Origin of the sequence: Castellaniella sp. (genome assembly GCF_004321985.1) — a bacterium.
Classification (GTDB): domain Bacteria; phylum Pseudomonadota; class Gammaproteobacteria; order Burkholderiales; family Burkholderiaceae_B; genus Castellaniella.
Map to the genome: position 1 here is coordinate 1 of NZ_SCQN01000027.1, position 11397 is coordinate 11397.

Below are 11397 nucleotides of genomic sequence, written 5' to 3' on the forward strand. Positions count from 1 at the left end.
TGCCCCCGCCAGCTTCGATGCCCTCGCCAGCTTCGATGCCCCCGCCAGCTTCGATGCCCTCGCCAGCTTCGATGCCCTCGCCAGCTTCGATGCCCTCGCCAGCTTTGATGCCCCCGCCAGCGAACAGGTAGCCACTGATCGCAATGGCACCCCGGCATTTCAGCCGGCCAGCCACAAAGATGTGACGGCGTCCAGTTACGGCGTCCAGTTCCATGACCGCGCTTTCATCGGCGCCGACGTGCTGGAACAGCCACTGGGCGTAGCACACCTGATCATCGTTGGCCAGTGCATCCAGCACGGCCTGGTATTCCGCCTCGCCTTCGGGAAAGTGCTTGATGAACCAGCCAAACCCGTCGGCGCATGCGCCCTTGGCTTTCAGCAGTTCGGATGTGATTTTCATGTCACACCCCCGCCTTGAATGCCGCGACGATGGCGTCAGCCTGCGACGGCTTGGACTCGGGCAGGGACTTCACGCCGGCGATCTTTTCCAGCAGTGCGGCGGCGGCTTCGCGGCCCTTGGTGCGAGCCAAGTCCACTACCGCCTTGGCGACGGTCTGGTACTCGGCAGAATCCTTGTAGCCGTCCTGGGTGTTCCAGGCGCCTTCGTCACTCCCACTTTGTGCCGCGTCGGAGTTCCCTGCCCCGGATGATGACGCAGCGACCGCTGGGGCTGAGACAGTAGGCTGGGTACTGGCATGCGCATCCGGTGTCTTCGCAGACGTAGACGCCTGCGTCTTCGGCTTTTTTTCGGTGGCCTCCTGTGGCGCCTGGACGGCCGCGTGGATAGCTTCTCGCCCAGTGTTGGGTTTGGACGCTCCCAGGGCGACCATGATGGCGTTCAGTTCAAACTGGTTGTTGATGGTGAGGGTGATCGGAAACATAGAGTCAAACTCCTACTGGTGGATGTGGAAGGCGGCCTTACACAAGGTCGTCAAGGTCTTCGCTTGCGTGGGGAAATAACCAATTGGGCAGATCCAGCACGATGACGTTGCCACCAGTCGGGGTAGTGACCGATGATGGCAAACCCGGTTTTGGAGTCGCTGTCGTTGCCAGCAGTGAACGTAATGCGATGAGTGGCTTCACCGTTGTCGTTCTTTGAGGGTTCGACGGCGACGGTCATCCGGGTCTGCTTGGCGCGGGCTGGTGACTTGATCGACTTGATGACTTCGTTGGGAACGATCAGAGTTTGGCCAGTCAGTCCCGACAGCCCGAAGGCTTCCTCAACTGCTGCTTTGATGACGTGGATCCGGTGACCGTCGGTGGCCACCAGATACAGACCATCGGTGGCGAACTCGAAGGCCACTCCGTTTATGTAGTAGCGAACGTCCTTGTCCCCGGCGGCCAGCGCGACGGCTTGAAGCTCGGCCAGAGGAATGGAGAAGGTGATGGGGGTGCTCATGCAGCCACCTTCTCGCACAGCCCGAACGCTTCCAGCGCGATGCAGATGGCATCACAACCGTGCGACGCCATGACCACCATGCTTGTCTGCCGGTAGCGCACCTGATAGACGCGGCCCGGGATAATCGGAGTTGCTTTCATGTTGTGTCCTAGGTGTTGTTCAACCACAGACACAATATTAGCGTTACGCAAACATATTTTCTATAGCGTTACGCGAATTTTTATGTAACAGACATGAAAAAGCCCGCACGTAGCGGGCTTTACTTGGAACGCGGTAAGTGATCTAGTGGATCAGCGCCAAAAACAGAACAATAAACAAAATACCAAGGGTCGTAGTCCAGTCGGCGCCGCTAAACAAGGATCCATGCTGGCTTCCCTTTCGCTCCCATGTGGAATGAGCCACCCAGCCACGATACACTTCCTCCCAGTCGACGCGGCGCACTCCCTTACCAGCCAGCAGCTTTTTCAGGCCTGGCAGTCGATGCTTCGCATCCCACCAAGTTTTAAAAGCGGCAAACTCCACATCGTCCTGATGTTCTTGTGCCTCAGCACGACGCACCAGAAAACTCGAATGACCGCGCCACCCCACCCACGTGGCGTCGGTTCTATGAGATCCAAGCGCCAAACGATGATCAGCACGTTCACGTAAGAAAGCCATGGTTTATCCCCCGACGAATCAGTAGCAGCGCAGCGCCACGCCCTGGACCACGGTCACATCGACGTCGGGCTTCGCATACTGGTCAGTGTTGGTAATGGCCAGCGTGTCGCCGCCTTTGGCAGCAACTGCATCGCGGGCATTGTTTTTCGCCTGGACGGGTCGATTCCAACCATAGGTTGAATCGGCGGAGGCTGTCACCGGCCCCAACTTCTGGCAGGACGTCAGCAGCGTGGACACCTGTGAATGCACCTGCACGCGGGCCGCACGGTCGGTGAGTGTGGGGGAACTGGCACAGCCTGCGAGCAGTAATAGGCTAACCACCACAAAGATTTCTTTCATGATCTTCCCTTATCCCGATACGCGGCCAGCGTGGCCCGCGCCCAGGTCAGCACCTGGATCCGGCTGTTTGGGCCCGCAACCGCCCAGGCCTCTTTCACCAATTCAAATTCGACGTCTGACTTGTGTAGCCCAACATCCAAGTCTTCCACCAGGTCGGCGTAGTCCAACCATCCTTCATCCCGGCCAAAGGCGGATTCAATCTTGCGCGCTGTCTGCTTTCGCATGCCACGCGGTTTGCCTGTGCGACTATCGGCAGCGCCTGAGCGCAAATTCACCCACTGCGCGTAACCCATGCCGGCCCGCTTTGCGGCTGCTACTGGGCCGCCGGCTTCCCTCTCCAGTAGGCTCATTGCCTTGCGGCGAGCCTCATCTATGTCGGCCATATTAGCTCCTTTAGCAAAACGCAAACAGTATAGCTCGCGTTACGCTATTGACTAGATGTTCGCGTTACGCTAATTTTACGGCTTGAACATCACGAATTAGCGAAACCCATGAATCTGCGCACCTACCTGAAACGCAGGGGGCGAGGGTCCACCCTCATGCTGGCCAAACAGCTGGGCGTCAAGCCTGCCTCCATCAGCCAGTGGTGCGCCGGCACGCGCAGGGTGCCGATGAAACGGTGTATCGCCATTGAGCAGGCCACGGGTGGCGCCGTCACCCGGGCTGACCTTCGCCCCGATGACTGGCCTTTGCTGTGGCCTGAGTACACGCGATCCCGAAAGCAGCGGGGGCGTGCGGCATGACAGACACGCTGACAATCCTGCGCCACCAGTCCAACCTGCTGGCCAAGACCTGGCGCGCCGACGGCACGATAGCCGCCTACGACCAGGCCAAGTTCTTCACCCAGTCATCGGTACCACTGGCCGGCATCGCCGACCTGTCGGCCCAGCTCGCCCAGCTGCAGGATGACCCCCACGCTTGCGTCATCCGTGGGGCGTACCTGGGCGACGATCATGCCGCTGAGGTGGGCTTGGCGCCTGAGCATGGCCGGGTGCGGCGCTTATTGGAACTGTTCGATGACACGCCCCACCACTGGGTGCTGGTCGAAGTGGATGACTTCCAACCACTCACCGCTGACCCCGTGCGCGATCCGGTGCCGGCCATCGATGAGTACATCGCCACCTGTCTGCCCGAGTGCTTCCAGGGCGCGGCCTACCACTGGCAGCTGTCAAACAGCGCGGGTCATGCCACCAAGGGCGGCGTGCTGAAGGTCCATATCTGGTTCTGGCTCGCCACCCCCTACACGTCGGCCCAGCTGAAAGCCTGGGTGAAGACTATAGCCATTGCCCTGGATGACTCGGTGCTGAACCCCGTGCAGGTGCATTACACGGCAGCACCCGTCTTCGAACCTGGGGTGGTGGATCCGGTGCCTGTGCGTAGCGGCTTCGTGTCCGGGCTACTGGACGATGCGGTGACACTCACCATCGACCAGGCCACGCTTGACCAGGCGCAGGCCCTGCGACCCCGCCAGCGCGGTGACCTGGTGGCCGTTGATGATCCGGTGGCCAGCCTCTTGATCGACCAGGGCCGGGTGCTGGGCGAGTCCCGGGACGGTGGCCTTATCATCACCTGCCCCTGGGAGGACGAGCACACCAGCGACACCACGGGCACTGATGCAACGGTATGGTTTCCGGCAGGCACCGGCGGGTATGATCGGGGGCACTTCAAGTGCCTGCATGCCCACTGCGCCGACCGGCTGGACATTGAGTTCTTCGCAGCCATCGGCTACCAGGAAGACACGCTGGCGGGGTTCGACGTCATCCCGACCACCCAGCCAGATGGCACGCCGGTTCCACCCCCACCTCCAGCTTATGAGCGCAACGACAAGGGTGCGATCCTGGCCACGGTCGAAAACGTCGCCCTGGCCTGTCGCCGGCCGGATGAATGCGGCACGCACCTGGGATACGACAGCTTCCAGGGGGCCATCATGCTGGCTGATGCGCCGGGCGAGTGGCGCGCCTTCCGGGATGTGGACTACACGCAGCTGCGCATCACGCTGGAGCGTGGCGGGTTTAAGCCCGTGGGCCGGGAGCTGGTGCGCGACGTGGTGGAAAAGGTCGCTGACGAAAACCAGTTTGACTCAGCACGGGCGTGGTTGGATGCCTTGACCTGGGACGGTGTGCCCCGGGTGGAAGGCTTCATGCTCACCTACTTCGGTGCCGCCGATACACCGTACACCCGGGCGGTGGGCCTCTATCTGTGGACGGCGCTGGCCGGGCGCGTTGTGGAGCCTGGGGTGAAGGCCGACATGGTGCCTATCCTGGTGGGCCCCCAGGGAGTGGGCAAGTCTTCAGGCGTGGCCGCCATGGTGCCTAGCCCGGACTTTTTCGCTGAGGTCAGCTTCAATGACCACGACGATGACCAGGCTCGCCGGCTGCGCGGCAAGCTCATCGCCGAGATATCGGAGCTGCGCGGCCTGGGTAACCGGGATCTGGAGGCCATCAAGGCGTTCGTGGCGCGCACGCATGAGCAGTGGGTGCCTAAGTACCGGGAGTTCGCCGCGTCCTACGCCCGCCGTGTCGTGATGGTGGGCACAACCAACCAGGACGAGTTCCTGGCTGACGACACGGGCAACCGCCGTTGGTTGCCGGTGAGGGTTGGGCAGGTGGATGTCGCTCGCCTGCAACGTGACCGGCTGCAGCTATGGGCCGAGGCCCGGGATCTGTTCCTGGCCGGTGGCGTGGCCTTTGATGATGCTGAGCGTCTGGCCAAGGATGTGCACGCCGAACACATGGTCAGCGACCCCTGGGAAGACGACATCGCCAAGTGGCTGGGTACGCCGGATGACTTCAATTTGGGCAGCACGCCACGAATGCGCGAATTTTTGCAAGTGTCCGATATTGCAGTGGGAGCGCTTCGATTGGAGGCTCGCATGTTTGGAAAACGCGAAGAAATGCGAATCGGTAAATGTTTGCAGAAATTAGGCTATGTACGCGGGCGTCGGTGGGCGGGAAATAGGCAAGTGAGGGCGTGGTTCCTGAAAAATAGCCCACCTGTGACAACCTGATTTTCGGGCGTGGTCTGCTGGAAAGCCTTGAATTTCTTGGTTCTGAACCACCTAGCCAACCTAGACCACCTTTTTATTCACTTAGCGCGCATATATAAGTCTAGGGGTCTAGGGGTTTTATAGGAAAACAGGGGTCACAGGCGGTCTAGTGGTCTTGGTAATTTTTTGCACGTTTAAGGAGTCTCGGAAATGTCCAAACTTGTCGCCTTGAACGAGCACGGCTTGCCTATCGGCGAAGACCATCCCAAGGCTCGATACACGAACCATGAAGTTGACCTGGTGCTGGCATTGCGTGACCAGGGCGCAAGCTACGGCGAGATAGCGCGCAAGATGGACATGCCAAAGGCCACGGTGCAAGCGATCTGCAACGGCCGGGCACGGTGCCAGACCCCGTATCAATACTCAAAGTGATCAGGGTTGAAATCGCGACATGGCACGAAAAAGCACCTACACCCCCGAACTGGCCGCAGAAATATGCGAGCGGCTTTCCACAGGCGAACCCTTGGCGGTTATCTGCCGCGATGACCACATGCCTGGCGTGCAGACTGTATCCGATTGGTCACGTGTGCACGAAGATCTTGCCGTGAACATCGCGCGCGCCCGGGACATTGGACACGACGCGCTGGCCGCGCAGTGCCTGGAAATCAGCGACAACGAAACCCATGACTGGGTGATGACCAAGAAGGGGATGCTGACCAACGAGGTCGCTGTTGGCCGCGCCAAGCTGCAGATCTGGACACGTCTGCAGCTGCTGGCGAAGTGGAATCCGAAGAAGTACGGCGACAAGCAATCTGTGGAGCTCACTGGCGCCGACGGTGGCCCGGTGCAGATCAGCGACACGGAACGCGCGGCGCGCCTGGCGGCCATCACGGCGATCGCCCGTAGTCGGCAGGCTGCGCAGGACGATGACACATTTGCTGGCCTGGTGTAGCTGCCATGAGCGTGGCTGAAATCCTTGACCTCTTGCCGTACCTCACCCCCCAGGAGCGTGCGGAAGTCGACGCCTTGTTGACCGAGGACATGCGCATCACGCCCTGGCGCCCGCTTCCAGGCCCGCAGTTTGATGCCTACCACAGCACGGCTGACATCGTGGGCTACGGCGGCGCGGCCGGGGGTGGTAAGTCCGATCTTGCCTTGGGTCTAGCCATCACGGCACATGACCGTGTGCTGATGCTGCGGCGCGAAAAGGCCCAGACGGAGGGCCTGACGCAGCGGCTCATGGAAATCACGGGCAGCGCGGCGGGCCTGAACAGCCAGAAGGCGATATGGCGTGTGCCGTTGGGCACGCAGCCACTGGTTGAATTTGGTGGCCTGGACAACCTAGGCGATGAGCAGCGCTGGCAAGGTCGCCCGCACGATCTGATCGTGCTGGACGAAGCCACGGAGATCCGTGAGCACCAGGCGCGGTTCGTGATGGGGTGGAACCGTACGGCCAAAGCGACCCAGCGTTCGCGCGTCCTGATGACGTTCAACCCACCCACCAGTCCGGAAGGCCGCTGGGTCATCGCGTTCTTCGCGCCGTGGCTGGACAAGAAGCACCCGAACCCTGCCAAGCCTGGGGAACTGCGATGGTTCGCCGTCATCGATGGCGATGAGGTGGAGGTGCCCGATGGCACGCCTTTCACCCGTGATGGTGAAAGGATCGTTCCACGCAGCCGCACGTTCATCCCGTCGCGCATCAGTGACAATCCGTTCTTGACCGGCACCGGCTACGAATCGGTCTTGCAGTCGCTGCCTGAACCGCTGCGCACGCAGATGCTGTACGGCGACTTCAACGCGGGCATTGAGGATGATCCCTGGCAAGTCATCCCGACCGCGTGGGTGGAAACGGCACAGGCGCGCTGGGTCAAGCCGGCGAGACTTCCCCCTATGGATAGCCTGGGGGTGGATGTGGCGCGGGGCGGCCGTGATAGCACGATCCTTGCGCGCCGGCATGACATGTGGTTCAACGAACCCCTGACCTATCCCGGCGCACAGACGCCTGACGGCCCTACGGTGGCTGGCCTGACCATCGCCGCACTGCGCGACTCGGCCGTCATCCACCTGGATGTGATTGGCGTGGGATCCAGTCCGTACGATTTCCTGCGCGAGGCCGGACAGCAGATTGTGGGCGTGAATGTCGCTGAGGCGCCACGTGGCCTGGACAAGTCTGGCCGGCTGCGATTCAAGAACCTGCGCAGTGAGCTCTGGTGGCGCATGCGTGAGGCGCTGGATCCTGCCAGCAACACCGGCATTGCACTGCCACCGGATCCGCGCTTGCTCGCGGACTTGACCGCCCCCACCTGGTCGATGTCGGGCGCCACCATCATGGTCGCCAGCCGCGAAGAGATCATCGCCAAGATTGGCCGTTCGCCCGACTATGGCAGCGCCTACGTGCTGGCGCTCATGGATACACCCAAGCTGGATGCCTTGCGCGCCGCGCGACACACCCAGGATGTGCGCGCCTACGACCCGATGGCGCAGATGGACAAGGCCCGCAGCTACCGGCCGTTCTAGCCGTATCAATACCCGGCAAAGCCCCGGGTAGGCTTACGGCCATGGAAATTGTCACCGTTCGCCTATCGTCAGTTGCTGAGCTGGCGGCCGCGCCCAACCTCGATGAGTTGGTGCAGGCCTACGCCGCTGAATCGGCGTTGGCGCAGCTTGGTCCTGCAGTTCTGGACGTGCCGGCCTACGCTCGCATGGAGGCTGCAGGGATCGCGCATTTCCTGGCCGCATGGCGTGGTGCACGCTTGGTGGGTTTCATCATTTTGATAACGTCCCCGGTTCCACACTGGGGCAACCAGGTCATCGCCAGCACGGAATCATTCTTCGTGTACCCCACTGAACGGCACGGTGGTGTTGGCCAGAAGCTGCGGAAACTCGCTGAGACGGTGGCGCATGATGTGGGTGCCCGTGGCATTTTCATATCAGCACCGGCCGGTGGGCGCCTGGAGCGCGTCTTGTCTCGCTCAGGCTACCAGCATTCCAACACGGTGTTCTTCCAGAGGCTGGCATGAGCGAGTTTGAGCTTGCCGACACCACGGATCGCATCCTGGCAATGAGCCCACAGGCTGTTGACAAGGTGCGCAGCCTGGAAAGCGAGTTGCTGAAATTCCCCCAGGTCGATATCGCTACCGATCACGTGCTGCATGGCGGCATGTACTCGCGCACGATTTGCATCCCCGCTGGCACCGTGCTGACTGGTGCGTTCGTCCGGGTTCCGACGCTGCTGGTGTTCAGCGGCGAAGCCACCGTCAACATCGGGGATGTGGCCAGCACATTGACTGGCTACCACGTGCTGGCTGCCAGCGCGCAGCGCAGCCAGGCCATTGTCGCGCACGCTGACACGCACCTCACCATGGTTTTTGCCACGCAGGCCAAGACCGTGGAAGAGGCGGAAGCGGAATTCACTGACGACGTGGACATGCTGATGTCACGCAAGCTCGGCGCCGTCAATCACGTCACCATCACCGGGGAATAAACATGTCCGCCGCAACCGCTATTGCCGCAACCGCTGCCGTCCTTGGGGCTGGTTACAACATTTACTCAGGCGAGCGCGCCGCCAGTGCGCAGAAGGATGCGCAGCAGCAGGCTGAACAGCAAGTGCAGCAACAGGCCCAGGCCGACCAAGCCACGGCCAAGATCGCCGAGCAGCAAGCGCAAACACAGAATGAAGCGATTCAGGCACAGACCGCGAATGCACAACAGACGGCACAGCAGCAACTGAATGCCGCGAATCCTCAGCGTCCGAACACCAGTGCCATGCTTTCTGCCATCCAGCAGGCTGCGCAGGGGGGCAATGGCGGCACGATGCTGACTGGACCGCAAGGCGTGCAGCCGGGTGCGCTAACCCTGGGCAAATCCACGCTTCTGGGGAGCTAAGCCGTGGCTCAACCTGCCTCGCCGCCTGTCCCACGCCACAAGTACCTGACCCGCTGGACGCAGCTTGTCACCGAGCGGGCCAGCTGGTGGACGCACTGGAAGGATCTCAGCGACTACATGATGCCGCGCTCTGGGCGCTTCTTCGTCCAGGATCGCGACCGAGGCAATGAGCGTAATGGCCACATCTACGACAACACAGCCACACGTGCGATGCGCGTGCTGTCCGCGGGCCTCATGTCGGGTATCACCAGCCCAGCCCGGCCATGGTTCCGGTTGGAGACAACCGATCCGAACTTGATGAAATCCCCCGCCGTCAAGCAATGGCTGAACGACGTGTCGGGCCTGATGCTGACGGTGTTCGCACGGTCGAACACCTACCGCGTGCTGCACTCGATGTATGAAGAGCTGGCGGTGTACGGCACCGCTTGCGCGCTCATCGTGCCGGACTACAACAATGTCATCCAGCTTTTTCCGTTGACCTGTGGCGAATACTGCCTGGCCACCAACTGGAAGGGCCAGGTCAACACGCTGTATCGGGAGTTCCAGAAGACCGTCCACGAAGTGGTGACGGAATTCGGGTACGACAACTGCACGCCGATGGTGCAGAGCCAGTACGACAACGGCAACCTGGACAGCTGGGTGACGGTGGTGCATGCCATAGAGCCTCGCACCGATCGTGATCCCAAAAAGAGTGACGCGAAGAACATGGCCTGGCGCTCGGTGTACTTCGAGCGCGGTTCGCAGCCTGACCAGTACCTGCGCGAATCCGGGTTCAAGCGCTTTGCAGCAGTGGCGCCACGCTGGGCTATCTCCGGCGGCGACATCTATGGCAACTCCCCCGGCATGGAATCGCTGGGCGACATCAAGCAGCTGCAGTTTGAACAGCTGCGCAAGGCCCAGGGCATCGATTACCAGACCAATCCGCCGCTGCAGGTGCCTGGGTCGCTGAAGAACCGTGACGTGGAGCGCATGCCGGGTGGTGTGTCGTTCGTCGATGCGGTGGGCCAAGGCGGTGGCATCAAGACGATGTTTGACGTCCAGCTGGAGCTGCAGGCCCTGCTGAGCGACATCCAGGATGTGCGCCAGCGGATCAACGACACCTTCTATGTCGACATCTTCCTGATGGTCGCCCAGAACGATACCGGGCGCATGACAGCCACCGAGGTGTCAGCCCGCCAGCAGGAAAAAATGCTGATGCTTGGCCCCGTGCTTGAGCGTCTGACCAACGAGCTGATCAATCCGTTGGTTGAAATCACCTTCGATTACATCATGGACGCAGGCATTGCCCCCGCGCCCCCGCCGGAATTGGAAGGTCGGGAAATCAGCGTGGCGTTGATCTCCATGCTGGCCCAGGCGCAGCAGGCCATCAACACCAACAGCATCGATCGGTTCACGGCTGGCCTGGCAGGAGTCGCCCAGCTGAAACCCGAAGTCCTGGACAACCTGGACGGGGACGCCTGGGCCGACATCTACGCCGACTCGTTGGGCCTGGATCCGCGGCTGCTGCTGTCCCCGGACAAGGTGAAGGCGCAGCGTGCCCAACGGGCACAAGCCCAGGCGCAGCAAGCCCAGATGGCCGCATTGAACCAAGGTGCGGACACGGCGCAGAAACTTGCAGCCACCGACACGTCGGGCGCCAACGCACTGACCGACATGACACGCCAGTACAGCGGCTACTAAGGAGCCAGCATGAGCGACCTTACCAGTATGAAACGCCAGCCCAAGATGGGGCCTGATTGTTGGTCCGCGATGGACCAGATGGCCGATGACTACGGTTATGGCCTGTCGATCAACTTGGACAAAGACCAGTGCGCGGCCCTGGGGCTCACCGACTTGCCGGCACCCGGCACGCCAGTGATGATCCGCGCCGTGGGCGTCGTCACGCGCACGTCTGTAGTCAACGATGGGGATGCGGACGACCCGGAACGCAGCCTGTCGGTGCAGCTCACCGACCTGGCTCTGGACACCCCAGGCGCTGCCGGTGACACCGCCGACAGTGCTGCCTCGTTGTTGTATGGCGGCTAGGGGTATCAATACCCTCGCCGCCAGCCGTTAGAGTGCATCCATGAATTATTCGGACCCGTTGGATGTTGCTGGCCAGCAGCGCGAAAGAGCCAAGAAACTCGACCGC

16 protein-coding genes and 1 pseudogene are annotated in these 11397 nt (G+C 61.5%); 10 read left to right on the forward strand and 7 right to left on the reverse strand.

The window, feature by feature from the left end:
- The 7 genes and pseudogenes from EPN31_RS06195 to EPN31_RS06225 all read right to left on the reverse strand — a co-directional run.
- A pseudogene (locus EPN31_RS06195) lies at positions 1–400 on the reverse strand (hypothetical protein); the annotation flags it as partial.
- A 1-nt stretch (position 401) separates the two neighbouring features.
- Positions 402–881: a hypothetical protein gene (locus EPN31_RS06200; protein ID WP_291770807.1), complete on the reverse strand. Its 480-nt coding sequence runs from the start codon at positions 879–881 to the stop codon at positions 402–404.
- Positions 882–931: 50 nt separating this feature from the next.
- The gene (locus EPN31_RS06205) at positions 932–1399 is read right to left on the reverse strand and encodes a hypothetical protein (protein ID WP_291770810.1); all 468 of its coding nucleotides are present in this window, start codon (positions 1397–1399) and stop codon (positions 932–934) included.
- Entirely contained in the window at positions 1396–1539 is a 144-nt protein-coding gene (locus tag EPN31_RS06210) for a hypothetical protein (protein WP_291770811.1), read from the reverse strand. The genes EPN31_RS06205 and EPN31_RS06210 overlap by 4 nt, the downstream gene beginning before the upstream one ends.
- A 142-nt stretch (positions 1540–1681) precedes the next feature.
- On the reverse strand, positions 1682–2056 hold the full coding sequence (locus EPN31_RS06215; RefSeq protein ID WP_291770813.1) for a hypothetical protein: 375 nt from the start codon (positions 2054–2056) through the stop codon (positions 1682–1684).
- Between the two features lie 18 nt (positions 2057–2074).
- A complete protein-coding gene (locus EPN31_RS06220) occupies positions 2075–2395 on the reverse strand; it encodes a hypothetical protein (RefSeq protein WP_291770815.1) in 321 nt (106 codons plus the stop codon).
- On the reverse strand, positions 2392–2778 hold the full coding sequence (locus tag EPN31_RS06225; RefSeq protein WP_291770817.1) for a hypothetical protein: 387 nt from the start codon (positions 2776–2778) through the stop codon (positions 2392–2394). The genes EPN31_RS06220 and EPN31_RS06225 overlap by 4 nt, the downstream gene beginning before the upstream one ends.
- A gap of 108 nt (positions 2779–2886) precedes the next feature.
- On the opposite strand from EPN31_RS06225, the gene EPN31_RS06230 reads away from it, so the two are divergent.
- From EPN31_RS06230 to gp10, 10 genes are all read left to right on the forward strand, one after another.
- Positions 2887–3138 (forward strand): Cro/CI family transcriptional regulator, encoded by a 252-nt coding sequence (locus EPN31_RS06230; RefSeq protein ID WP_291770819.1) that lies wholly within the window; start codon positions 2887–2889, stop codon positions 3136–3138.
- The gene (locus EPN31_RS06235) at positions 3135–5402 is read left to right on the forward strand and encodes a virulence-associated E family protein (protein WP_291770821.1); all 2268 of its coding nucleotides are present in this window, start codon (positions 3135–3137) and stop codon (positions 5400–5402) included. The genes EPN31_RS06230 and EPN31_RS06235 overlap by 4 nt, the downstream gene beginning before the upstream one ends.
- Before the next feature lie 189 nt (positions 5403–5591).
- Positions 5592–5813, forward strand: coding sequence for a hypothetical protein (locus EPN31_RS06240; RefSeq protein ID WP_291770823.1), 222 nt, complete (start codon positions 5592–5594; stop codon positions 5811–5813).
- 19 nt (positions 5814–5832) lie between these two features.
- The gene (locus tag EPN31_RS06245) at positions 5833–6333 is read left to right on the forward strand and encodes a terminase (protein WP_291770825.1); all 501 of its coding nucleotides are present in this window, start codon (positions 5833–5835) and stop codon (positions 6331–6333) included.
- A 5-nt stretch (positions 6334–6338) separates the two neighbouring features.
- On the forward strand, positions 6339–7898 hold the full coding sequence (locus EPN31_RS06250) for a terminase (protein WP_291770827.1): 1560 nt from the start codon (positions 6339–6341) through the stop codon (positions 7896–7898).
- A 41-nt stretch (positions 7899–7939) separates the two neighbouring features.
- The gene (locus tag EPN31_RS06255) at positions 7940–8401 is read left to right on the forward strand and encodes a GNAT family N-acetyltransferase (protein WP_291770829.1); all 462 of its coding nucleotides are present in this window, start codon (positions 7940–7942) and stop codon (positions 8399–8401) included.
- Entirely contained in the window at positions 8398–8865 is a 468-nt protein-coding gene (locus tag EPN31_RS06260) for a hypothetical protein (RefSeq protein WP_291770831.1), read from the forward strand. Before EPN31_RS06255 ends, EPN31_RS06260 begins: the two co-directional genes overlap by 4 nt.
- A 2-nt stretch (positions 8866–8867) precedes the next feature.
- Entirely contained in the window at positions 8868–9266 is a 399-nt protein-coding gene (locus EPN31_RS06265; RefSeq protein ID WP_291770833.1) for a hypothetical protein, read from the forward strand.
- Positions 9267–9269: 3 nt separating this feature from the next.
- Complete coding sequence (locus EPN31_RS06270) at positions 9270–10946, forward strand: portal protein (RefSeq protein ID WP_291770835.1); 1677 nt, start codon at positions 9270–9272, stop codon at positions 10944–10946.
- A gap of 9 nt (positions 10947–10955) precedes the next feature.
- Positions 10956–11291, forward strand: a complete 336-nt coding sequence (gene gp10 / locus EPN31_RS06275) for a capsid staple protein (RefSeq protein WP_291770837.1) — start codon at positions 10956–10958, stop codon at positions 11289–11291.
- Positions 11292–11397: the final 106 nt, after the last annotated feature.